The organism is Novilysobacter viscosus (assembly GCF_046600715.1).
Taxonomy (GTDB): Bacteria; Pseudomonadota; Gammaproteobacteria; order Xanthomonadales; family Xanthomonadaceae; genus Lysobacter_C; species Lysobacter_C viscosus.
In genome coordinates this window covers 465,509-488,722 of the sequence record NZ_JBJMAV010000001.1, presented here as the reverse complement: position 1 = coordinate 488,722, position 23,214 = coordinate 465,509, and the positions used below count along the sequence as shown (strand labels likewise).

The following is a 23,214-nucleotide window of genomic DNA, read 5'->3' as shown; positions in this document are numbered from 1 at the left end:
GCGCCGGCTCAGGTGATGTCGGCCTGCGAATCGGCCTGCATCTCGTAGCGGCCGGGGCGCGGGTTGAGCGTGCCGCATTCGCTGCAGGTACGCAGTGCGTCGTCGCGGTAGAAGCGCTCGAACACCTGGAAGAAATCGCGCTCGATATCCACCAGGTGGAACTGCTCCTCGTAGAGTTTGTGGTTGCATGCCACGCAGAACCACATCAGCGCGTCGTCCTCGTGGGCCAGGCGCTTGCGCTCGATGACCAGGCCGACCGAGCCGGGCATGCGCTGGGGGCTGTGCGGGATGCGCGGCGGCAGGTAGAACATCTCGCCGGCGCTGATGCGGATGTCGCGCGCGACCGGCTGGCCCGACGCATCGTCCTCCTGGACGCGCAGCACCATTTCGCCCTCCAGCTGGTAGAAGAACTCCGGGCCTTCCTCCCAGTGGTAGTCGGTGCGCGCATTGGGCCCGCCGACGATCATGACGATGTAGTCGCCGTCGACGATGCACTTGTTGCCGACGGGCGGCTTGAGCAGGTGCCGGTGCTCGTCGATCCAGGCCTGGAGGTTGATGGGGGCGGGCAGGGACATGGGGGTGATCCTCCGGGCGGGCGCATGGCCGCCCTTGCTTCAATCGCGCAGCGCGGCCACGCACTTGAGTTCTACGGCGATCTCCGTCGGCAGCGCGGTGATGCCCAGCGTTGTGCGGCACGGCGCGGTTTCGATGTCGGGGAAATATTCGGCCCAGACCGCGTTGTAGGCCTTGAAGTCGTGCTTCATGTCGGTCAGGTAGACGGTGACGTCGACCAGGTCCTCCCAGCGGGCCCCGCTGGCTTCCAGCACGGCCCGCACGTTGGAGAACACGGCGCGGGTCTGCGCATCGACGTCGTAGCTGATCAGCCGGCCCTGCGCGTCATGCACGTTGCCCACGACGGCGTTGGTCAATGCGTCGCGCGGGCCGATCCCCGACAGGAACAGCAGGTTGCCGACGCGCCGGGCGTGCGGGTACCGCCCGACGGGCGCGGGCGCGGAATCAGTGCGGATTGTGTCGGTCATGGTCGGGCTCAGCGGTCTTCGCGGTCCACGCGGATACGTGCGAGGGCCTGGGTGTAGAGCGCCCCGTCGTCGTCGGGCCGGTCGATATCGATTCCGAGGTCGTGCACGCGACCATCGCGCAAGGTATAGACCCAACCATGGACAGCAAGCGATTGCCCGCGCAACCAGGCGTCGCGGACGATGGTGGTCTGGGTGACGTTGACCACCTGCTCGAGTACGTTCAGTTCGCAGAGCCGATCGTGCTGCAGTGCCTCGTCCCCTGCGTCCACCAGGCACCCGGCGTGCTTCTCGGCCACGTCGGTGACATGCCGGATCCAGTTGTCGGCCAGGCCGACGCGGAGGCGGGTCAGGGCGGCATGGACGCCGCCGCATCCGTAGTGCCCGACCACCAGGATGTGCTTGACCTTCAGCACGTCGACGGCGAACTGGATCACCGACAGGCAATTCAGGTCCGTGTGCACGACCACGTTGGCGATGTTGCGGTGGACGAACACCTCGCCCGGCGACATGTCGATGATCTGGTTGGCCGGCACCCGCGAATCCGAGCAGCCGATCCACAGGTATTCGGGCGCCTGCTGGCCCGAAAGCCGCTCGAAGAAGCCGGGGTCTTCAGCACGGACGCGATCGGCCCAGCCACGGTTACGGTCCAGCAAGTCGTTCAGTGCGGTCATTGGGCCTCCTCGAAGGCGGTTTCGAATTTCATTCGGCGCACCAGTGTGCGCGTGGCGGCAGACACCCAGGCCAGTAGCAGTCCAGTGGCTACCAGCAAGACCAGCGGCGCAGCCAGCGGGGTGGTGGCCAAGGGCGCACCGACCCGGGTCAGCACGAAGCCGACCAGGATGATCGCTGCGGCCACCAGCGCCAGTGAATACCCCAAGCGCTGCACCACCCCCAGGACATTCAGGACGTCATGCCGCTTCATCAAAGCTCCAGGTGGATACCGACGTTGGTCGGCTCGGTAAAGAATCGCATCGCTTCCACGCCGCCCTCGCGACCCATGCCGGAGGCGCCGGTGCCGCCGAACGGCGTTCGCAGGTCACGCATCAGCCAGGTGTTGATCCAGACCATGCCCACGCGCAGGTCGGCGGCCATGCGGTGCGCGCGATCGAGGTCGCGGGTCCACACCGACGCGGCCAGTCCGTAATCGCCGGCATTGGCCAGCGCCAGCGCCTCGTCGTCGCTTTCGAACGGCTGCAGCGTCACCACCGGTCCGAAGACCTCTTCGCGGTTGGTGGCGCAGCCAGGGCCGAGGCCTTCTATGACCGTGGGCGGCACGAACCAGCCGGGCCGGTCGAGCGCCTGCCCGCCGCACAGCACCTTGCCGCCCTCGCTGCGCGCGCGCTGGATCGCCGCCACCACCTTGTCGAAATGGGGCTGCGATACCAGCGGGCCGAGACGGTTGTCCTCGTCGATCGGGTCGCCTACCCGCAGCGCGAGCGCGTGCTCGACCAGGGTGTCGCGGAACTCGCAATAGATGCTCTGCTCGACCAGGATCCGCGACCCGCACAGGCAGATCTGGCCCGAGTTCTGGAACGCCGAGCGCACCAGCGTGTCGATATTCTCGCGCCAGCGGCTGTCGGCAAACACCAGCGTGGGGTTCTTGCCGCCCAGTTCCAGGGAGACCTTCCTGAGCAGCGGCGCGGCGACACCGGCGATGTGGCGGCCCACCGTGGTGCTGCCGGTGAACGACACCGCGCGCACGCCCGGGTGCGCCACCAGCGGCTCCCCGGTGGCCGGGCCCGTGCCGTGGACGAGATTGAGGACCCCATCGGGGAAGCCAATCGACGCTGCCAGCTCGGCCAGCATGGTCGCGGTGACTGGCGTGACTTCGGAAGGTTTGGCCACCACGGTGTTGCCGGCAGCCAGCGCCGGCGCGATCTTCCAGGTGAACAGGTAGAGCGGCAGGTTCCAGGGTGAGATCGTCGCGACCACCCCCAGCGGACGGCGCAGGGTGTAGTTGAGCCCTGCCTCGCCGTGGTGCGACTCGCTGGCGAACTGCGTGGCGGCGTGGGCGAAAAACCTCAGGTTGGCGATCGCCCGTGGGATCTCGGCCTCGCGCGCCAGCCGCATCGGCTTGCCGCCGTCGCGCGACTCGGCGCGGGCGAAGTCGTCCAGGCGCGCCTCCAGCGCATCGGCCAGCTTTTCCAGCCATCGGGCACGCTCGCTGTTGGGCAGGGCGGACCAGGCGGGGAAGGCGCGGGTGGCGGCATCAACCGCGAGGTCAACCGCCTCGGCGCTGCCGGCGGGAACCTCGGCGAACGCCCGGGCGGTGGCGGGGTCGTGCACGTCCAGCCATTGGCCGTCCGTGGCGTCCCGGGGTTTGCCGTCGATCCAGTGGGAAAGGCGCATCGGGCAAGCTTAGCGCGCCCGTCGACAGGTTGCGTCCGGTACGCGCTAGATCGACTGCATGCGACCGCCGTCCACCGCCAGGCTCACGCCATTGATGTAACCGGCGGCGGGCGAGCACAGGAACGCGATGGCCGCCGCGACTTCTTCGGGGCGGGCAAACCGGGCGGCCGGCACGGTGGCCTTCATGGCATCGGCGACCTGCTGCTCCGACTGGCCGCTGCTGCGCGCGCGGTCACCGACGATCTGGGCGATGCGACCGGTTTCGGTGAACCCGGGCAGCACGTTGTTGACCGTCACGCCCTGCGCGGCCACCTCGCGCGACAGCGTCTTGGCCCATGCGGCCACGGCGCCCCGGGTGGTGTTGGATACGCCCAGCCCCGGGATCGGTTCGCGCACCGAGGTCGAGACCACGTTGACGATCCGCCCCCAACCCGCCGCCTGCATGCCCGGCAGTGCGGCCTGCGCCAGCCGCTGGTTGGCGAGCAGGTGCCGGGTGAACGCCTGCACGAATGCCTCGGCCGACGCCTCTGCCACCGGTCCGCCCGGGGGGCCGCCGGTGTTGTTGACCAGGATGTCGATCCCGCGGTCGGCCGCCAGGGCGCCGACCTTCGCGGCCAGCGTGTCCAGTTCCGATACATCCGCCGCAATACAGCCGTGGCGCTGGCCGTCGCCGACGGGCAGGGCATCGACGACCGCCTGCAGGGCATCCGCGCGGCGGGCCAGCACGGTCACGCTGGCGCCCAGCAGGGCCAGTTCATGGGCAGCGGCGCGGCCGATGCCCTCGGATGCGCCGCACACCAGCGCGTGCTTGCCGGAAAGGTCGAGGTCCATGCCGTATCTCTATGAAAGTGAAGTAAATGTCTAGTGGCGCGTTGCCAGCTTGCGCACCATCAAGGGTTGCAAGCGGTCGTCGTCCGCGGCCTCGGGCGGGTCCAGTTCGGCCAGCGCGAAGCCGCGCGCCTGCGCGTCGTCTTCGTCCATGCCCGCGTGCTCCACGAACTCCGCATCCATCAATGCCGCGCGGGCGCTGTCTTCGCTGTCGTAGGGCAGGGTGTTGCCATCGCTGTCGAACACCTCGGCCGTGCCCGCATCGCGCACGCGCAGGCGCGCCCACACCACGGTGCGGCCAAGCGTGGCCAGCCACCAGCAATCGTCGGAATCCGGGGTCATGGCAGCACCATCGCGAGAAGCCAGAGCAGGGCGGAACTCGCCAGCGCGCCTATCAGCGTCACCAGCGATAGCCAGGCCGGCGTGGCCAGTCCGTTGAGGTTGTGGTCGCGCGCGGCGCGGTAGTCCTTGCGCAGCAGCCAGGCGATCACTTCCGGCCTGGCGAACGCGCCTTCGCCCAGTTCGGCGGCCAGCGCCGGGTGGCGGTCACGGATGTGCACCAGCGTCAGCGGCCAGAAGATGACGAATGCGGTAAAGCCTGCGATGGCCACGCCAACGAAACACAGGGCGGCGAACAGGATCACGGCAAGATCACCGGTAGCGGTTCAGAGCGCACGCGGGCGGTCAGTATTCGGCGCTGCCGGGCGCGCGCGGGTAGGGGATCGCGTCGCGGATGTTGGACAGCCCGCAGACGTAGACCACCAGCCGCTCGAAACCCAGCCCGAAGCCGGCATGCGGCACGGTGCCGTAGCGGCGGAAGTCGCGGTACCAGCCGTAGTGCTCGGGATCCAGGCCGAACTGCGCCATGCGCGCGTCCAGCACGTCCAGGCGCTCCTCGCGCTGGCTGCCGCCGATGATCTCGCCGATCCCCGGTGCCAGCACGTCCATCGCCGCGACCGTCCGGCCATCATCGTTGAGGCGCATGTAGAACGCCTTGATGTGCTCGGGGTAGTTGTAGACCACCACAGGACGCCCGACGTGCTGCTCCGTCAGCCAGCGCTCGTGCTCGGTCTGCAGGTCCAGGCCCCATTCGACCGGGAACTCGAACGTGTGCCCGGACGCCTGCAGCAGGTCGATGGCGTCGCTGTAGTCGATGCGCTCGAACGGTGCGTTGATGAAGGCCTCCAGCCGGGTGACCGCATCCTTCTGCACGCGTTCGGCGATGAAGGCCATGTCGTCTTCGCGCTCGTCGAGCACCGCCCGGAACAGGTACTTGAGGAAGTCTTCCGCTACCTGCGCGTTCTCCATCAGGTCGGCGAAGGCGATCTCCGGCTCCACCATCCAGAACTCGGCCAGGTGGCGGGTGGTGTGGCTGTTCTCGGCGCGGAAGGTCGGACCGAAGGTGTAGACCTTGCTCAGCGCGAGGCAATAGGCCTCGACGTTGAGCTGGCCCGACACCGTCAGGAAGGTTTCCTTGCCGAAGAAGTCGCGGCTGAAGTCGACGTTGCCGGCCTTGTCGCGCGGCAGGTTGGCCAGGTCCAGGGTGGACACGCGGAACATCTGGCCGGCGCCTTCAGCATCGGAGGTGGTCACGATCGGCGTGCTGATCCAGTAGTAGCCACGCTCGTGGAAGAACCGGTGCACCGCCTGCGACAGGCAGTGGCGGATGCGGGTGACCGCGCCGAACAGGTTGGTGCGCGGGCGCAGGTGCGCGACCTCGCGAAGGAACTCGAGCGAATGCGCCTTGGGCTGGATCGGGTAGGTTTCCGGGTCCTCGACCCAGCCGACCACCTCGATGTGCGACGCCTGGATCTCGAACGACTGGCCCTGGCCCTGGGAGGCCACCAGTTCGCCGCGCGCGATGACCGAACAGCCCGCGCTGAGCCGCTTGATCTCGTCCTCGTAGTTGGCCAGTGTGCTGGGCGCCACGACCTGGATCGGGGCGAAACACGAGCCGTCGCTGACATTGACGAAGCTCAGCCCGGCCTTGGAATCGCGTCGGGTGCGCACCCAACCGCGCACCGTGACTTCACCACCGGCGGGCACCTTGCCCGCGAGCGCCTGCTGGACGCTGACCACCGTCATGCCTTGATTCCTCGCCTGTCCGGACCCATTAGGGAAACGCCTGGGAAACGCCGCAGTCTACTTGAACGGGCCGTACCGCAGGCAGCCCGGGCGGACAGCCGGCGTACAATCCCGGCCTGCCGCGCCATCCAACGCCGGAGTTCAGATGAGCATCACCCTCACCCCCGCCGCATTGGCCCGAGTCCAGCGCTACCTGTCCGAAACGCCCGATGCACTCGGCCTCCGGTTCGGGGTGACCCGCACGGGTTGCTCGGGCTGGCAGTACATCGCCGACCTGGCCAAGGAGCAGCGCGACGGTGACACGGTGTTCGAGCAGGACGGCGTGCGCGTGCTGGTCGATGCACTGAGCCTGCCGATTGTCGCCGGGACCACCATCGACCTGGTGCAGCAGCGGCTCGGCGAGCAGTTCGTGTTCCGTAATCCCAATGCCGCCGACGAATGCGGCTGTGGCGAATCGTTCACCACCGACCAGAGCCGAATCGCGCTGGTTTGACCGCTCGGCAGGACGGGCACGTGCGTGCCCGGCAGTCGCGGGCACGGGCCTTGGGCCGGGGTCCGGACGTCGGTCACGGTTAACTGGGGGCAGGGCGGGGATAGACTCGGGGCTTCGTTCCACGGGAGCCCGCCATGATCCGTACCCTTCTGCTGTCCGCCGCCGTCGCCACCGCATTGGCCGCGGCCGGGCTGCCTGCGCCCGCCCACGCGCAGGCCGCCGCCAGCCAGACCCGCGCCACGCTCGCGGACAACACGCCTGCAAGCCGCGCCCTGCATGCCTTGTTCGACTCAGAGTGGGAGCGGGGCATGCGCGAGAGCCCGGAGACCGCGAGCTACCGGGGCGACCACCGTTTCAACGACCGCTGGAGCGACCTCTCCCTCGCAGCCGTCCAGGCGCGCCAGGCCGCCGATCGGCGCGCCCTCGACCAGTTGCATGCGATCGACCGCGATGCACTGTCGGAAGCCGACCGCCTGAGCTACGACGTGTTCGCCTGGCAGCTGGAGCGCTCGGTCGAACGGCAGAAGTACAACGAATGGCAGCGACCGGTGAGCCAGCGTGGCGGCGTACAGACCGCCGAGGGCATCGCCGAGGTGCTGCCGTTCCGCGATGCCGACGACTACCGCGACTGGATCAAGCGGCTGGAGGCAATCCCCGCGCTGGTCGAGCAGACCGCGGACCTGATGCGGGCCGGCATTGCCGCAGGCAACACGCCGCCGCGCGTGCTGATGGAGCGGGTGCCCGGCCAGATCGAGTCCCAGCTGGTCGACGATCCGACCGAAAGCCCGTTCTACAAGCCGTTTACCCGCATGCCCGACAGCATCCCTGCCGCCGAGCGCGCAACCCTGCAGGCCCGCGCACGCAAGGTAATCGGCGAGACCGTCATCCCGGCCTACCGCGGATTCCACGCCTTCTTCAACGACGACTACCTGCCCGGCACCCGCGAAACCATCGCCGCGGCGGACATGCCCGACGGCAAGGCGTACTACGACTTCCTCGTCGGCCAGTTCACCACCACCGACCTGACCGCCGACGAGGTCCACCGGATCGGGCTGAAGGAAGTCGCGCGCATCCGCGGCGAGATGGAGCAGGTGAGGGCGCAGATCGGGTTCGACGGCGACCTGGCCGCGTTCTTCGAACACCTGCGCACCGACCCGGCGCTGTTCTACGACAGCCCGGAAGAGCTGCTCGAGGCCTACCAGGCGATGTCCAAGCGCATCGACCCGGAGCTGGTGAAAGTCTTCAAGACCATCCCGCGCCTGCCATACGGGGTACGGCCGATCCCGGACAACATCGCCCCCGACACCACCACGGCGTACTACCAGCCCGGCGCGGTGGACGGCACGCGCGCCGGCTACTACTACGTCAACCTCTACAAGCCCGAGGTCCGGCCCAAGTGGGAAATGATGGCACTGAGCCTGCACGAGGCGGTGCCGGGCCACCACTTCCAGTTCGCGCGCGGCCAGGAACTGGGGGACGTGCCGATGTTCCGCAGGGTGGGGTACTTCACCGCCTACGGCGAGGGTTGGGGCCTGTACGCCGAGCGGCTCGGTTACGACATGGGCCTGTACGACGACCCGTACGACCGCATGGGCCAGCTGGCCTACGACATGTGGCGCGCGGTCCGGCTGGTGGTCGACACGGGCATCCACAGCAAGGGCTGGGGCCGCCAGAAGGCGATCGACTACTTCATGGCCAACGCACCCAAGACGCTGCAGGACGTCACCAATGAAATCGACCGCTACATTGGCTGGCCTGGCCAGGCGCTGGCTTACAAGATCGGCCAGCTGAAGATCTCCGAGCTGCGCGCCGACGCCGAGCGTGAACTGGGCGAGGACTTCGACCTGCGCGCGTTCAACGACGCGGTGCTGTCAACGGGCTCGGTACCGCTGGAGACGCTTGAGCGGCATATGCGCGAGTGGATCGCCGGGCAGAAAGCCTGACGGTCCGCGGAGCGTTGCGACCAACGGCGGTGCTTATGCAGCGCCGCCGTAGGCGCTGTGAGGCATGCGACTCGTTCTATCCCGTGGTAGCGGGCGAGTACGTGGTCGGGATCGACTCAAGGGGCGGAGGCGGCAGGCGGAGCGCCGCCTGCGTTTCCCGGGAGGACGGGCGAGGGCAGGGCCTGCGTGACCCGCCAGACGGCGTTTCCCACGTCATCGGCGACCAGCAGCCCCCCGCGCCCGTCTGTCAGCACGCCCACGGGCCTTCCGCGCGCATTTCCCTCAGCGTCCAGAAAACCTTCAAGGATCGTCCGGATCCGACCCTCCGGGCGGCCGCCACGAAAGGGGATGAAGACCACTTCGTAGCCGCTGGGCGGACGGCGGTTCCATGAGCCGTGCAGGCCGACGAACGCGCCTTCGCCGTACGCGGGCAGGTTGCCGCGATTGAAGTCCAGGCCGAGCGGAGCGACGTGCGCCCCCAATGCGAAGTCCGGTGCAATGGCACGCTTGACCAGGTCCGGTCTCGGCGGGGTCACCCGGGTGTCCACGTGCTGGCCGTAGTAGCTGTAGGGCCAGCCATAGAATGCGCCCGGAAGGATCGATGTCAGGTAGTCGGGCACCAGGTCGCTGCCCAGTTCGTCGCGTTCGTTGACCACGGCCCACAGGGCGCGCGTGCGGGGTTCCCAGGCAAGGCCAACCGGGTTGCGAAGGCCGGTCGCAAATTCGCGCACGGATCCGCTGTCGGGGTCGACTTCGAGGATCGCCGCGCGCATGTGCTCGGCGTCCATTCCGTTTTCCCCCACGTTGCTGTTGGATCCCACCCCGACGTACAGGCGCTCGCCGTCGGGGCCGGCCAACAGGCTCTTGGTCCAGTGGTGGTTGAGCTCGCCACCCTTGCCGGGCAGGTCGACGACCCTGACGGGCGCCTCATCGATCACGGTCTGTCCCGTGCGGTAAGCGACCCGGACCAGCGCGTCGGCGTTGGCGATGAACAGCGTGTCGCCGACCAGCGCCATGCCGAAGGGCGACGTCAACCCTTGCAGGAAGACGCTGCGCATCTCCGCTTCGCCGTCTCCGTCCGCGTCTCGCAGCAGCGTGATCCTGTCCGCGCTGGGCACGGCTGCGCCCGCGCGTTTCATCACCTGTTTCATGACCAGCCCCTTGAGGCCATCGATACCGCTCTTGCCGGGCGGGGCATTGCTCTCGGCCACCAGCACATCGCCATTGGGCAGCACGTGCATCCAACGCGGATGGTCCAGGCCGCGGGCGAACGCTGTGACCTTCAGCCCGGGGGCGGCAACAGGGGTGGCGCCTTGTGGCCAGCCCACGGCCGGCGCGATGTCCACGGTCGGCAATGGCGAGTCCACGGGCGCCAGTAGCCTGGGATCGGGGCCCGTGCCGGCGACCAACGGTTGTCGAGCCTTCTCCGTGCAACCCGTTGCCGCGGCGATCAGGGCCAGGCTCATCAAGGCGGAGTGCAGGCCGATGCGGGCCAGTCGGGACCGCGGCTTGGCTGGTACCACTTGGGAGTCGGGCAGTGGCATCGCTGGCCTCGAGGCGGGTAGCGGAGTGTCGAATGATGCCGGAGCATGGCCCAATCGGACGGGGAAACGCGAGGTTGCCCGACTCCCTCGGGGTTTGACTTCGCAATCTTCGTATTTGTGAACCAATGGTGCGCAACCTGTAGCCGAGGGCATGCAGTGTTTCGAGCGGGTTGGAGACCACCGGTGCTGCTAGACCCGGCGTCCAGCGCCGAGAGAACCCGCAGCACTCCCCGCCCAGCTCGAGCATCTGCTGCACCCCGTGCGATGCAGACAGGAAGACGCCCACCGAAGTGGGCGCTCCCTTTTGGATCACGGCCTGTTCCCCGTCAGGCGTACTGCTTCAGCACCCACGTGAGCGCCTTGCGGGGGTAGGGCTTCACATTCGCATCGATATCAGCCGAGCACGAGGCTCAGACCGTAGGCGCTGAGTACCGGGTTGATGCGCTCGAAGTACGTCTGGCGCTGCGAGCTCGACAGGCTGCAGTTATCGTTGCTGCCGGCCGGCAGGTTGCCGCCCGAAGTCAGGCCCTGCGCCTGGTTGCTGCCGGTGATCCAGGAGCCGCCGGAATCGCCGCGGCCGGTGCAGACATTGGTCTGTGTGAGGCCGTACACCGCGCCCACCGAATAGTTCACGGTCACGTTCTTGGCGGTGATGGATCCGCACTTCCAGCCGGTGGTCCGACCCGAACGGCACAGCGCGCCGCCGATCCCCGACTCGTAGCTGCCGCGCACCGGCACCCAGTTCTGGGCGCTGTAGTTGTAGACGAGGCCCCACAGCCTGTGGGAGCTGCTGACGCTCACCCACGCGCGGTCGTTGTACGGGAACCGCGAGGCCTTGAACGTGCCCACGGACTGCCCGCTCACGGCCACGCTATCGCCGACGTCGCCGCAGTGACCCGCCGTCGCAAAGCCACGCGTGCCGCTACGCGTCACCGAGAAACCGATCGAGCACAGCGACGAACCATTGACGCGGTACTCGTAGCCTCCGACGATATCGGCAAGCGTTTCGATCGTGCCCGGCACCGTGTTGAAGCGAACGGTCGCGGTGTCGATGCCGCTGACAGCGACGAAGTCGACCGCGTTGTCGGTGCCGTCCGGCGCCACGTTCACGACCACGCTGTTGGTGATCGGGTCGACGTGCCAGGACTGCACGCCACGCAGCATCTGCTGGCGATTGGCCGCAACGCGCTGCAGGTCATCCAGGCGCGACTTCGCGCTGTCGAGCTGCTTCATCGAGAAGCGGACCCGGCGCATTTCCGCGCCCGGGATCGCCGCACCGGCGCGGCTGCTGGCGACGACATAGCGGAAGGTGCCGTCAGACGCGCGCTCAATCCAGCTGCCGGCGAAATTGGCGCCCAATTGACGACGGGCGTTGTGTTCCTGGGCTGCGGCGAGGCGCTCTGTCCGCAGGTACTGCGCCACCTGGTGCGGGAAGATGCCGAGGTCGCGCTGCATGGCGAACTGCAGCTGCGGGTCGAACGAATCCGTGGCTGAAGCGATGCCAGCGGACAGGAGAGTGGATGTCGCCAGCGCAACTGAGGCCAGTGCGGAGCGGGATCGGCGGGGCGATGCGTGCATGCGGTGTTACTCCTTGAGTACGTTGGAGGATGGATACGGCTACGTCTGCACTTCGATGGCTTGCACCCGGGCTCGGAGAGAGCCGCTGCACCGGGCCCGGCGGAGTCAACCGACGGTGGCCATGTAAAAACGTGCGCTCCATCCCACTTGTCATGCATGACCCGTCACATCCAAGCTGAATTGACCCTTTTCTGCCTTTCAAGCGACTGGATCGGCTCCTCACAGGCTGATGTGCGCTGCAGCAGAACGCGGTTTCGCTGCACTGCAGAACGCCGTGGCGCGGCCCGGCTGGTCATCGAGTTGCGATTAAAGGGTGCTGCCCGGCCCGATAGCCATCTCTCAGCGAGGCGGCGCGCTCGTCGGTGTGGGTTGTTCGACCAGGCGCGTTTCGGTGTGGACGGCTCGACGCTAGTGCTGCGCGGCGCAGGTGTTGGGGCAGGCGTGGCCTTCAGGCCAGCAGGGAGGGCGTTGCATGGCGTCGTCCGTGAGGAGGGAGCGGAACGCATGCGACGTGCTCTGCGTCCATTGCAGGACAACCTTTCGCGATCTTGAACTTCGCATAATGCATATTATGTACAGCGAACCTTGATCCGGCACCCTTGCGCGGGCACCCTTGCCGCCTCATCTAATGCTGACGCCATGCATCGCTTCCTCGCCCTGGCTCTACGCGTTTCCCTGATCCTGGCCCTCGTGCTGGCGGGTCCGGGGCTGTCTGCGCGCGCGGTGGCATTGGACTCGGACCATGCGACCCATTCGATGGAACCCACCGGAGAGTATCCGCGGGCAGCGGCATCGGATCTGCAAGACGCCCGCGCCGCCAGGCCATGCCATGACTCCGGTCCGTCCATGGCGTCGAAAGTGACCCCGGAGACCGGTTCCGAGGCCGCATGTTGCGGCGGCGAGCAGGGCTGTGACTGCAGCTGCATGCATGTGGCTGCCCCGATGGTGGTCGCATCCGCTGGAGCCTTGTCCCGTGCATACCGGGCCGCACCTGCGAGTTCCCTCCTGACGTGGGACATTGCGAGCCGCCTCGCGCGGTTGAACCGCCCGCCGATCGCTTGAGCCCTGGGCTGTTGCGGCCCGCTTCACCGAAACGTCCGCCTTCATGGTGAAGGCTCTCCCGGCCTCCGCAGCTGCGATCGGCCTGGGCAGCGACCCGTCTGGTCCGCCTGCCCGCACACCAATCATCGTGGGACCCCCCATGAAATCCGATTTCCGAATTCCGCCCGATATCGGGCGCCGCCGGTTTGTTACCGGCCTCGCAATGGGTGGCGTCACCGCGGGCCTGGGTCTGTGGCGTGGCCCGGCATGGGCGGCCGCGGGCCACTCCCAAGGAAACGCTCCGGTGCTGACGGGTACCGAGTTCGACCTGTCGATCGGCACCTCGCCGGTCAATTTCACCGGCCGCACGCGGCCCGCCCTCACCGTCAACGGGTCGCTGCCGGCGCCTACGTTGCGCTGGCGCGAGGGCGACACGGTCACGCTGCGGGTTGCCAACCGCCTGCGTGATGCCATGAGCTCGATCCACTGGCACGGCATCCTCCTGCCGGCCAACATGGACGGCGTGCCGGGGATGAGTTTCGACGGCATCCATCCCGGCGAGACCTACCAGTACCGCTTCCGCCTGAAGCAGTCCGGCACCTACTGGTACCACAGCCATTCGCTGTTCCAGGAACAGGCGGGGCTGTACGGCGCCATCGTGGTCGACCCCGCCGAGCCCCTGCCCTATGCCTTCGACCGGGAGCACGTGGTGCTGCTCTCGGACTGGACCGACCTGGACCCGGGCGCCCTGTTCCGCCGGCTCAAGAAGTTCTCCGAGTACGACAACTACTACAAGCCGACCGTTGGCGACTTCATCCGCGACGTGCGGCGCATGGGCCTGGCCGAGACGATCGAAGACCGCAAGATGTGGGGCGAGATGCGGATGACGCCGACCGACATCTCGGACGTCAACGCGCACACCTACACCTACCTGATGAACGGGACCGCGCCCGACGGGAACTGGACCGGCCTGTTCCGGTCCGGTGAGAAGGTGCTGCTGCGCTTCATCAACGGCTCGGCCATGACCTACTTCGATGTCCGCATCCCCGGCCTGAAGATGACCGTGGTGGCGGCGGACGGGATGCCCATCCACCCGGTGTCGGTGGACGAATTCCGCATCGCCGTGGCCGAGACGTTCGATGTCCTCGTCGAGCCCAGTGGCCAGGATGCGTTCACCATCTTCGCCCAGGACATGGGCCGCACCGGATACTCGCGAGGCACCCTGGCGGTGCGCCCTGGCCTGCAGGCGCCCGTCCCCCGACCCGACCCCCGACCGCTGCTGACGATGGCCGACATGGGCCACGGCGGCCACGACATGGGTGCGATGAAGGGCACGGAAGCCAGCTGCGGGGCCAGCATGAAGGGCATGGAAGGCGGCTGCGGCGCGGCAATGGGCCACGGTGCCCATGGGGCGCAAGGCAGCGGTGCCATGCAGTCGCACCCGGCCAGCGAGGACGGCAACCCCCTGGTCGACATGCAGACGATGACGCCGGAGCCCAAGCTCCACGACCCCGGCATCGGCCTGCGCGACAACGGCCGCAAGGTACTGACGTACGGTGACATGCGCAGCCTGTTCCCAGATCCCGACGGCCGCGATCCCGGCCGCGAGATCGAGCTGCACCTGACCGGGCACATGGAAAAGTTCGCGTGGTCGTTCGACGGCCGGAAGTTCGTGGACGCCGAACCCCTGCGGCTCAATTACGGCGAACGCATGCGCATCGTTCTGGTCAACGACACGATGATGACCCACCCCATCCACCTGCATGGCGTGTGGAGCGACGTGGAGGACGAGAATGGCGAGTTCATGGTCCGCAAGCACACGGTCGACATGCCGCCCGGTACCCGCCGCAGTTATCGCGTGCGCGCCGATGCACTCGGCCGCTGGGCCTACCACTGCCACCTGCTCTACCACATGGAAGCCGGGATGATGCGCGAAGTGAGGATCGAGGAATGAGCACGCGCCCGGTCATGCGGCCCCTCGCCCTGCTTCTGTTGCTGTCGTCGGCTTCCACCGCCATGGCACAGCAGCACGACCACCATCCACCGTCGCCCGTACCGGAGGCCGACGCGCCGCCCGCCGCCCCCAGCCCGCATGCCGATGCACACGACTCCGCGAGCGGTGTTCCGTCGCGCACCGAGGCAGAGGGTGTGGATCACTCGGGGATGGACCACGGTGGTATGGAGCACTCCGAAATGGCTGCCCCGGAGGCGGAGCAGTCCGGAATAGATCATTCCGGGATGGATCACTCCCGAATGGATCACTCCGGGATGGATCACTCCGGGATGGATCACTCCGGGATGGATCACTCGGGGATGGACGACCCGGAAGTGGATCACCCAGCGATGGATCACTCGGGAATGGATCACCCGCAAGTGGAAGGCCCAAAGCCCCCTGCCCCGTCCCAGCCGATTGAGCCGATTCCCCCGGTCACCGATGCCGACCGCGCCGCTGCTTTCGCGCCGCTTGAGCACAGCATGGAGCACCCCTCGGAATTCAACAGCTTCGTCCTGTTCAACCGCCTGGAAGCCACCAAGGGTGATCACGGCCAGGGCCAGGCGTGGGAGGCGCAGGGGTGGTTCGGCACGGACCTCGACCGCCTGTGGGTACGCAGCGAGGGCGAGCGTGCGGAAGGTCAAGTCGAGTCGGCGGACCTCGAGGTGCTGTACGGCCGCAGCGTGACGCCCTGGTGGGACGTGCTGGCTGGCGTGCGCCATGAGTTCGAGCCCGGGCCGTCGCGGTCGTGGGCCGCGATCGGCGTGCAGGGCCTGGCGCCCTACATGTTCGAAGTGTCGGCCACGGCGTACGTGGGCGAATCGGGCCGGACCGCGGCCCAGGTCGAGGTCGAGTACGAGGTGCTGTTCACCAACCGGCTGATCCTGCAGCCGCTGGTGGAGCTTGAATTCCACGGCCAGGATGACCCCGCCCGGGGCATCGGGTCGGGTCTGTCCAGGGCCGAGGCGGGGTTGCGGCTCCGGTACGAAATCCGTCGCGAGTTCGCCCCCTACATCGGCCTGGTCCGCGAGCGCGCATTCGGCGGTACCGCCGACTATCGTCGAGCAGAAGGCGAGCCGGTCGATGACACCCTGCTGGTCGCCGGCGTGCGCGTCTGGTTCTGAGCGCGATCGCCACCCGTCCCAACTTCCCGAACATTCCGAACAACCTCGAGGACACCGAAATGAAGCACCCAACCACATCGATCGTCGCGCTGGTCCTGGCAGGCGCTGCCATGACGGCTTGCGCACGCGCGCCGGAGACAGCCTGCACCGTCGCCGAACCGGCAACCCCCGTGACCCAGGCCGCGCCCGAGGCTGCGCAGGTCACCGAAGCCAGTGTCGTCCACGTCCACAAGAGCGCCAGTTGCGGTTGCTGCACCTTGTGGGTCGACCACATGCGCGAGGCGGGTTTCACCGTCGAGGTGACCGACAGCGACGACGTCGGTGCGGTCAAGGAGCGGGTCGGCGTGCCGCTGGGCAAGGGCTCGTGCCACACCGCCGAGGTAGGCGGCTACTTCATCGAAGGCCATGTCCCGGCCGGCGACGTGAGGCGGTTGCTTGCAGAGCGTCCCGACGCCAAGGGCTTGGTGCTGCCGGGGATGCCGGCAGGTTCGCCCGGCATGGAAATGCCGGACGGCCGTACCCAGCCCTACACGGTCGAACTGGTGCACCGGGACGGCACCACAACGGAGTTTTCGCGCCACCAGCAGACGCCGGAACCCTCCTCCGCGGCGAACGACGGAACCTGATCTGGCCGCAGACGGGGCCCGTCCGGGTCGCGTCGCACTCGGCCCGCGCACGAAAAAAACGAAGGCCACCCGGAGGTGGCCTTCGTTGCGCTGCGTAAAGTGGCGTCCCCACGGGGATTCGAACCCCGGTCGCAACCGTGAAAGGGTTGTGTCCTAGGCCTCTAGACGATGGGGACGCAGTGGTCGATCGCACCGGGTTCGGCTGCTTTCACTCAGCCGGGCAACGAACAACCTTTGAAGTGGTGGAGCCAGCCGGGATCGAACCGGCGACCTCTACAATGCCATTGTAGCGCTCTCCCAGCTGAGCTATGGCCCCACGTGCTGGAAAGTCGACAAGCTTAGGGACGGTTCCGGTGGCCGTCAAGCGGTCTTTGCGAGTCCTTCGGAAATTTCCCCGGTGCGCTGCAGGGTCCCTGCGCCATGGCCCTGCTCGGCCAGGTATTCCAGCCACTTTCCGAGGAAGGTGTTCATGCGCATGCGATGCCCGATGACCTCCAGCGGCGGCGGATACATGCCGATGGCGTCCTGCCAGCGACGCCCCACGTAGCAGTGGGTCGCCTCTGCCTGGCGGGTGTCGTTGTACAGGCGCAGGTAGGCCGAAGGATCGGGCTCCCCGGTCACCGGGTCGGGCATCGCATACGTCAAGCGCAGCTCGGTGGTGAAGCGATGCTGCTCCAGGATATCGACGCACACGTCCAGCCCGTCGCCGACGCTCGAGTCATGCCGGCCCCGGGCAAGCGATGCGGGGTCGAACAGTGCCTGCAGGCGAGCATGGTTCTCGGCGTACAGCCCCATCAGCCAGCCAAGGCGGCTGAGCCGGGGGATGCGCGCGACGCGTACGGAAGAGATTGAACCCATGCGCCGATGCTACACGCGCGCCACGCGCCGCGGCAGCGTTGACGAAGGCTATCGCGCGCCCTACGTTAAGCGTTCACCCGGCCAGCCCTTGGCGGCTGCGGGCACCCGAGGTGGCTAGAACATTTCCCTGCGCAACCCGAGGGTCGACAGCACCTTGCTGGAGATCTCCTCGATCGACGTATGCGTGGTACTGAGCGTCGGAATGCGCTCGGCGCGGAACATCATTTCGGCTGCCGCCACCTCGCTACGGCACGTTTCCAGGCGAGCGTAGCGCGAGTCCGGGCGACGCTCCTGACGGATCTGCTGCAACCGCACCGGGTCGATGGTGAGCCCGAAGAGCTTGCTGCGATGCGCGCGCAGGCGCGGCGGCAACCGGTCGTGCTCGAGGTCTTCCTCGGTCAGCGGGTAGTTCGCCGCACGCACCCCGTGATGCAGTGCCAGGTAGACGCAGGTTGGCGTCTTTCCGGCGCGTGACACCGCGACCAGGATCAGGTCGGCCTCGTCGTAGTCGATGCTGGCGCCGTCATCGTGGCTGAGTGCGTAGTTCATCGCGTTGATCCGGCGATGGTAGGTCTCGAAGTCCACCAGGCCGTGCGCGCGGCCGACCGTGTGCTGGCGGGTTTCCCCGAGCTCCTGCTCGAGCGGTTCGATGAAAGGCGCGAACACGTCCAGCATCAGCGCTCCGCTTTCCGCCAATGCCGACCCCACCGTGACGTCCATGCAGGAGTTGATGACCACGGGACGCACGCCATGCAGTTCGGCGGCGGCGCGGATCCGGTCGGCCGCCTCGTGGGCCCGCTCGACGCTGTCCACGAAGGAGATCCGGTCGCTGACGAAACGCGTGGTCGTGAACTGGGTCAACAGGCTGTGGCCAATGGTTTCGGCGGTAATGCCGGTGCCGTCGGATACATAGAACACCGGGCGCAATCCGGTCATCGGAAACCTCCGCCATGCCCGCCGCGCGGGCCGCTCCATACGAAAAACCCCGTCGAATCAACCTTGTATGCATTCGACGCCCGGGCGATCATAGCGGCTTGGCCGCGTCCGCTGTCGGCGCCAACCCATTCCACCCCCTGCCCTCGCCCCGAACCCCCGGGAGATCGACGCCTTGAACGAAAACATCCTCTGGCTGCACGCGCTGCGCCTCAACGACCTGGCCCGCGTGGGCGGCAAGAACTCGTCGCTCGGCGAGATGATCGGCCACCTCGCAGGGCTGGGCGTATCGGTGCCCGGCGGGTTTGCCACCACGGCCGAGGCGTTCAAGGACTTCATCGCCCACAACGACCTGCATCACCGCATCTTCGACCGGCTTGCCACGCTGGACGTGGAGGACGTCGCGGCCCTGACCGCGGCAGGCGGCGAGATCCGCGGCTGGGTGATCGATGCCCCGCTGCAACCGGGGCTGGATGCCGACATCCGCACGGCCTACCGTCAACTGTGCGCCGAGAACGGCGGCGGCGAGGTCGCGGTGGCGGTACGGTCGTCGGCGACCGCCGAGGACCTGCCGGATGCGTCGTTCGCCGGCCAGCAGGAGACGTTCCTCAACGTCACCGGCGAGGACGACGTCGTCCGCAAGGTCAAGGAGGTTTTCGCCAGCCTCTACAACGACCGCGCCATTGCGTATCGCGTGCACCATGGCTTCAAGCACGAAGACGTGTTCCTGTCGGCGGGCGTGCAGTTGATGGTGCGCTCCGACGTGGGCGCGTCGGGCGTGCTGTTTACCCTGGACACCGAGTCCGGCTTCCGCGAGGTGGTCTTCATCACCGGCAGCTACGGTCTTGGCGAAATGGTCGTCCAGGGCGCGGTCAACCCGGACGAGTTCTATGTCTACAAGCCGACCCTGGCGCAAGGAAAGCCGGCCATCCTTCGCCGCTCCATCGGAGCCAAGCAGCTGCGCATGGTCTATTCGGACGCGCCGGGCGAGCGCGTCCGTACCGAGGAGACGCCACTCGCCCTGCGCAACGCGTTCTCCATCACCGATGAGGACGTGCACGAACTGGCGCGGCAGGCCATCACCATCGAGAAGCACTACGGCCGTCCGATGGACATCGAATGGGCGAAGGATGGCGTCAGCGGCAAGCTGTTCATCGTCCAGGCCCGCCCGGAGACGGTGAAGTCGCGCGGCAAGCCCACCCAGCTCGAGCGGTTCCAGCTGGGTGAGCGCGGCCCGGTGATTTGCGAAGGGCGCGCCATCGGCCAGAGGATCGGCAGCGGCGTGGCGCGCGTGGTGCGGTCGCTGGCGGACATGAGCCGCGTGCAGCCGGGCGACGTCCTGGTGGCCGACATGACCGACCCCGACTGGGAGCCGGTGATGAAGCGCTCGGCCGCGATCGTCACCAACCGTGGCGGCCGCACCTGCCACGCCGCGATCATCGCGCGCGAGCTGGGCGTACCGGCGGTGGTCGGGACGGGCAACGGGCTGGACACCATCAAGGACGGGCAGACCGTCACCATCAGCTGCGCCGAAGGCGACACAGGCTTCATCTACGACGGTGCCCTGCCCTTCGAGCGCCACGTGGCGGACCTGGAGAAGATGCCCGAGGCGCCGCTCAAGGTGATGATGAACGTCGCCAACCCCGAGCGCGCATTCGACTTCGCCATGCTGCCCAACGCGGGCGTCGGGCTGGCGCGGCTGGAGATGATCATCGCCAGCCACATCGGCATCCATCCCAAGGCGCTGCTCGAGTACGCGAGCCAGGACGCGGCGACGAAGAAGCAGATCGATGAGCGCATCGTCGGATACGGCGACCCGGTCGACTTCTACGTGGACCGGCTGGCCGAGGGCATCGCGACGATCACCGCATCCTTCGCACCCAACCCGGTCATCGTCAGGTTGTCCGACTTCAAGTCCAACGAGTACGCCAACCTGATCGGCGGCAGCCGTTACGAGCCGCACGAGGAGAACCCGATGATCGGCTTCCGCGGCGCCAGCCGCTACGTCGACCCGAGCTTCACCGAAGCCTTCGCGCTTGAGTGCCGCGCGGTGCTGAAGGTGCGGCAGGAGATGGGCCTCACCAACTGCTGGGTGATGATCCCGTTCGTGCGCACCCTGGACGAAGGCCGCAAGGTGGTCGACGTGCTGCGTGCAAACGGTCTGGAGCAGGGTAAGGACGGCCTGAAGATCATCATGATGTGCGAGCTGCCGTCCAACGCGCTGCTGGCCGACGAGTTCCTGGAAATTTTCGACGGCTTCTCGATCGGTTCAAACGACCTCACCCAGCTGACGCTGGGGCTGGATCGTGATTCGGCGCTGGTCGCGCACCTGTTCGACGAACGCGACGCGGCGGTCAAGAAGCTGTTGTCGATGGCGATCCAGACCGCGCGCGCCAAGGGCAAGTACGTGGGCATCTGCGGACAGGGCCCGAGCGACCACCCCGACCTGGCCGAGTGGTTGATGGACCAGGGCATCGAGTCGGTGTCGCTGAATCCCGACACCGTGGTCGACACCTGGCTCCGGCTGGCCAAGGCCAAGGCCAGATCCGGTGCGAAGGACGCCTGATGCAGGCCTCGTGACACCGCGATGACCCGTGCCCCGCCTGCGGGCGGCGCACGACCCACGCCCCGCCCTGTGCGGGGCGTCGTTTTTCAAGAGACTGGCTCGAACGGGAGGTGAGACGTGCAGGCATGGTGGAGTACGGCGCAGGACGCCGGTTGGACCGCGGCAGCGGCCTCGATTGGATTGCGCGTGCTGGGCGCGCTGGTGCTGCTCGCGATCGGCATCCGCATCGCCAAGTGGATCGCCGGGCTGGCCGAGCGGGGCCTTGCCCGGGCGGAAGTGGAGCCCACCGCGGTACTGTTCCTGCGCAAGGCCGCCTACATCGCGTTGCTGGTCGTGCTGGTGCTGGCGGCGCTGCAGGTGGTCGGGGTGCCGATGACCTCGATGATCGCAGTGCTGGGTGCGGCGGGCCTTGCGATCGGCCTGGCGCTGAAGGACTCCCTGTCCAATATCGCATCGGGCGTAATGCTGGTTTCGCTGAAGCCGTTCCGGGTCGGCCACGTGGTCACCATTGGCGGGGAGACCGGCAAGGTCGAATCGGTCAGCATCTTCCAGACCGTGCTGCGCGGGCCGGACAACCAGACCATCGTGCTTCCCAACAGCCTGATCACCACCGACTCGATCATCAACCTGACGCCGGACGTTATGCGCCGTATCGAGCTGGTCATCGGCATCGGCTACGGCGACGACATCGATGCCGCCCGGGGCGTGGCCCTGGGAATCATGCGTGAGGACGAACGGGTGCTGTCGGAACCGGAGCCCGACGTGCTGGTCTATGCGCTGGGCGATAACAGCGTCAACCTCGGCATCCGCTGCCACGTGGCGAATGCCGACTTCTTCGTGGCCAAGTGCGAGTTGACCGAGCGCATCAAGAAGGGCTTCGATGCAATCGGCGTGAGCATCCCTTTCCCGCAGCGCGACGTGCACATGTACCACCATGTCGCGGCCAACGCGGCAGCCGGCGGTGCCTACAGGCTGGTGGAGGATGCGACGGCCCGGCCGGCAGCGGCCGACCAGGCGCCGGGACGACGGGCCGTCGGGGTCGACGACCCGGGGCACATACCCAGCGAAGACCCGAAGTAGCCTGCCTACCCCTGCGGCAGGCCGCTCAAGCGCCCCATGAAATAGCGGTAGTGGCGCAACTCGGCGATGGAGTCCTGCACGTCGCTGAGCGCGGTGTGCTTGGCCTCCTTGCCGACCCCGGCCATCACCTCGGGCGCCCACCTGCGCGCCAGCTCCTTGAGCGTGCTGACGTCGAGGTTGCGATAGTGGAAGTGGCGCTCGAGCGCCGGCATCTCGCGATGCAGGAAGCGCCGGTCCTGGCAGATCGAGTTGCCGCACATCGGCGAGGCGCTGGCCGGCACCCACTCGTTGAGGAACGCCAGCGTGCGCGCCTCCGCTTCCTCCGCGGAAACCCCCTGCTCCAGCGAACGGTTCCACAGCCCGGACTTGCGGTGCTGGTTGCGGTTCCACTCGTCCATGGCCTCCAGCCGCTGCAGCGGGTGGCGGATCGCCAGCTCCGGCCCCTCGGCCAGCACGTTGAGGTCGGGGTCGGTCACCACCGTCGCGATCTCGAGGATCGAGTCGTTGACCGTGTCCAGCCCGGTCATCTCCAGGTCGATCCAGATCAGCCGCTGATCGTTTGCATTCTTCCCAGCCATGGGCTCCCCGCCGTGTCCGTGTAGCGGCATGATAGCCGAGCCCCGACCCCGCAAGAGCCGCCACGGATGTTCCAGAACACCCATTACGCAATCCTGACCGCCATGCTGGCACCGGCCTTCTTCCTGACCGCGACCGCATCGCTGCTGATGTCCGCCAACAACCGCCTTGCGCGGGTGGTGGACCGGCTGCGCGCCCTGCTGCGAGAGCTGGATGAGGGCGACATGGACGCCACGGCGGCGCGTCGGATGGATCGCCTGATAGAACTGCAGCGCCGTCGGTCCAACCTGGTACTGCGGGGGAGCCAGCTGCTGTACGCGGCGATCAGCTTCTTCGTCGGCACCAGCCTGTCGGTTGCGATCGACGCGTTCCTGGACTACCGGCTGGGGAGCCTGCCCACGATCCTGGCGGTGCTGGGCGTATTGGCGATGTTCGCCGCCAGCATCAACCTCTCGCGCGAGTCGGCGATGGCCGTGTCCGCGCTCAACGAGGAGATGGACCATGCCCACGGGCTCGCGCGGGCGAAGCGACGGGACCTGGCGGAGTAAGCGTCGTAC

At 67.5% G+C, this 23,214-nt stretch carries 23 protein-coding genes and 2 tRNA genes; 9 read left to right on the top strand and 16 right to left on the bottom strand.

Going from position 1 to position 23,214, the window contains the following annotated elements; all coding sequences use genetic code 11:
- Positions 1–8: 8 nt before the first annotated feature.
- Genes ACJQWL_RS02295 through asnS form a run of 9 tightly spaced genes read right to left on the bottom strand, consistent with a single transcriptional unit; the run spans position 9 to position 6,302 of the window.
- Positions 9–575 (bottom strand): 3-hydroxyanthranilate 3,4-dioxygenase, encoded by a 567-nt coding sequence (locus ACJQWL_RS02295; RefSeq protein WP_330968230.1) that lies wholly within the window; start codon positions 573–575, stop codon positions 9–11.
- 39 nt (positions 576–614) lie between these two features.
- Positions 615–1,040 (bottom strand): RidA family protein, encoded by a 426-nt coding sequence (locus ACJQWL_RS02290; protein ID WP_330968229.1) that lies wholly within the window; start codon positions 1,038–1,040, stop codon positions 615–617.
- Positions 1,041–1,048: 8 nt separating this feature from the next.
- Positions 1,049–1,711, bottom strand: a complete 663-nt coding sequence (can, locus tag ACJQWL_RS02285) for a carbonate dehydratase (RefSeq protein WP_330968228.1) — start codon at positions 1,709–1,711, stop codon at positions 1,049–1,051.
- Entirely contained in the window at positions 1,708–1,962 is a 255-nt protein-coding gene (locus ACJQWL_RS02280; protein WP_330968227.1) for a hypothetical protein, read from the bottom strand. The genes can and ACJQWL_RS02280 overlap by 4 nt, the downstream gene beginning before the upstream one ends.
- Entirely contained in the window at positions 1,962–3,389 is a 1,428-nt protein-coding gene (locus ACJQWL_RS02275) for an aldehyde dehydrogenase (protein WP_330968226.1), read from the bottom strand. The genes ACJQWL_RS02280 and ACJQWL_RS02275 overlap by 1 nt, the downstream gene beginning before the upstream one ends.
- 45 nt (positions 3,390–3,434) lie before the next feature.
- Entirely contained in the window at positions 3,435–4,220 is a 786-nt protein-coding gene (locus ACJQWL_RS02270) for an SDR family oxidoreductase (RefSeq protein ID WP_330968225.1), read from the bottom strand.
- A gap of 30 nt (positions 4,221–4,250) precedes the next feature.
- The gene (locus ACJQWL_RS02265; protein WP_330968224.1) at positions 4,251–4,559 is read right to left on the bottom strand and encodes a hypothetical protein; all 309 of its coding nucleotides are present in this window, start codon (positions 4,557–4,559) and stop codon (positions 4,251–4,253) included.
- Complete coding sequence (locus ACJQWL_RS02260) at positions 4,556–4,861, bottom strand: hypothetical protein (protein WP_330968223.1); 306 nt, start codon at positions 4,859–4,861, stop codon at positions 4,556–4,558. The genes ACJQWL_RS02265 and ACJQWL_RS02260 overlap by 4 nt, the downstream gene beginning before the upstream one ends.
- A 40-nt stretch (positions 4,862–4,901) precedes the next feature.
- Positions 4,902–6,302, bottom strand: coding sequence for an asparagine--tRNA ligase (asnS, locus tag ACJQWL_RS02255; protein ID WP_330968222.1), 1,401 nt, complete (start codon positions 6,300–6,302; stop codon positions 4,902–4,904).
- Positions 6,303–6,447: 145 nt separating this feature from the next.
- On the opposite strand from asnS, the gene ACJQWL_RS02250 reads away from it, so the two are divergent.
- Both ACJQWL_RS02250 and ACJQWL_RS02245 read left to right on the top strand, forming a co-directional pair.
- Positions 6,448–6,795: a HesB/IscA family protein gene (locus ACJQWL_RS02250; protein ID WP_330968221.1), complete on the top strand. Its 348-nt coding sequence runs from the start codon at positions 6,448–6,450 to the stop codon at positions 6,793–6,795.
- Between the two features lie 134 nt (positions 6,796–6,929).
- On the top strand, positions 6,930–8,738 hold the full coding sequence (locus tag ACJQWL_RS02245) for a DUF885 domain-containing protein (protein WP_330968220.1): 1,809 nt from the start codon (positions 6,930–6,932) through the stop codon (positions 8,736–8,738).
- 116 nt (positions 8,739–8,854) lie between these two features.
- On the opposite strand, the gene ACJQWL_RS02240 is transcribed toward ACJQWL_RS02245, so the two are convergent.
- Together ACJQWL_RS02240 and ACJQWL_RS02235 are read right to left on the bottom strand one after the other, a co-directional pair.
- Positions 8,855–10,204: a PQQ-dependent sugar dehydrogenase gene (locus ACJQWL_RS02240; RefSeq protein WP_330968219.1), complete on the bottom strand. Its 1,350-nt coding sequence runs from the start codon at positions 10,202–10,204 to the stop codon at positions 8,855–8,857.
- Between the two features lie 471 nt (positions 10,205–10,675).
- Positions 10,676–11,704, bottom strand: a complete 1,029-nt coding sequence (locus ACJQWL_RS02235; protein ID WP_330968218.1) for a S1 family peptidase — start codon at positions 11,702–11,704, stop codon at positions 10,676–10,678.
- 795 nt (positions 11,705–12,499) lie between these two features.
- Between ACJQWL_RS02235 and ACJQWL_RS02230 the strand changes: the two genes are divergently transcribed.
- The 4 genes from ACJQWL_RS02230 (at position 12,500) to ACJQWL_RS02215 (ending at position 16,644) form a co-directional block, all read left to right on the top strand.
- On the top strand, positions 12,500–12,922 hold the full coding sequence (locus tag ACJQWL_RS02230; protein WP_411300679.1) for a CopL family metal-binding regulatory protein: 423 nt from the start codon (positions 12,500–12,502) through the stop codon (positions 12,920–12,922).
- Positions 12,923–13,061: 139 nt separating this feature from the next.
- The gene (locus tag ACJQWL_RS02225) at positions 13,062–14,855 is read left to right on the top strand and encodes a copper resistance system multicopper oxidase (protein ID WP_330968217.1); all 1,794 of its coding nucleotides are present in this window, start codon (positions 13,062–13,064) and stop codon (positions 14,853–14,855) included.
- A gap of 209 nt (positions 14,856–15,064) precedes the next feature.
- Positions 15,065–16,018, top strand: coding sequence for a copper resistance protein B (locus ACJQWL_RS02220; protein ID WP_411300720.1), 954 nt, complete (start codon positions 15,065–15,067; stop codon positions 16,016–16,018).
- 59 nt (positions 16,019–16,077) lie between these two features.
- Positions 16,078–16,644 carry a DUF411 domain-containing protein gene (locus ACJQWL_RS02215; RefSeq protein WP_330968215.1) on the top strand — a complete coding sequence of 189 codons (567 nt, stop codon included), beginning with the start codon at positions 16,078–16,080 and terminating at the stop codon, positions 16,642–16,644.
- Positions 16,645–16,744: 100 nt separating this feature from the next.
- Here ACJQWL_RS02215 and ACJQWL_RS02210 read toward each other — a convergent pair.
- From ACJQWL_RS02210 to ppsR, 4 genes are all read right to left on the bottom strand, one after another.
- Positions 16,745–16,820, bottom strand: a tRNA-Glu gene (locus tag ACJQWL_RS02210).
- Positions 16,821–16,884: 64 nt separating this feature from the next.
- Positions 16,885–16,960: transfer RNA gene (locus tag ACJQWL_RS02205), tRNA-Ala, on the bottom strand.
- 44 nt (positions 16,961–17,004) lie between these two features.
- Complete coding sequence (locus ACJQWL_RS02200; protein WP_330968214.1) at positions 17,005–17,502, bottom strand: DUF1249 domain-containing protein; 498 nt, start codon at positions 17,500–17,502, stop codon at positions 17,005–17,007.
- Between the two features lie 114 nt (positions 17,503–17,616).
- Positions 17,617–18,438: a posphoenolpyruvate synthetase regulatory kinase/phosphorylase PpsR gene (gene ppsR, locus ACJQWL_RS02195; RefSeq protein ID WP_330968213.1), complete on the bottom strand. Its 822-nt coding sequence runs from the start codon at positions 18,436–18,438 to the stop codon at positions 17,617–17,619.
- 172 nt (positions 18,439–18,610) lie between these two features.
- On the opposite strand from ppsR, the gene ppsA reads away from it, so the two are divergent.
- On the top strand, positions 18,611–21,001 hold the full coding sequence (gene ppsA / locus ACJQWL_RS02190; protein WP_330968212.1) for a phosphoenolpyruvate synthase: 2,391 nt from the start codon (positions 18,611–18,613) through the stop codon (positions 20,999–21,001).
- A gap of 117 nt (positions 21,002–21,118) precedes the next feature.
- Positions 21,119–22,081 carry a mechanosensitive ion channel family protein gene (locus tag ACJQWL_RS02185; protein ID WP_330968211.1) on the top strand — a complete coding sequence of 321 codons (963 nt, stop codon included), beginning with the start codon at positions 21,119–21,121 and terminating at the stop codon, positions 22,079–22,081.
- Positions 22,082–22,086: 5 nt separating this feature from the next.
- Here the strand turns inward: ACJQWL_RS02185 and orn are convergent, their stop codons facing one another.
- Positions 22,087–22,659, bottom strand: a complete 573-nt coding sequence (orn, locus tag ACJQWL_RS02180) for an oligoribonuclease (RefSeq protein ID WP_330968210.1) — start codon at positions 22,657–22,659, stop codon at positions 22,087–22,089.
- Between the two features lie 66 nt (positions 22,660–22,725).
- Here orn and ACJQWL_RS02175 point away from each other — a divergent pair, with 66 nt between their 5' ends.
- Positions 22,726–23,205: a DUF2721 domain-containing protein gene (locus ACJQWL_RS02175; protein ID WP_330968209.1), complete on the top strand. Its 480-nt coding sequence runs from the start codon at positions 22,726–22,728 to the stop codon at positions 23,203–23,205.
- Positions 23,206–23,214 lie beyond the last annotated feature (9 nt).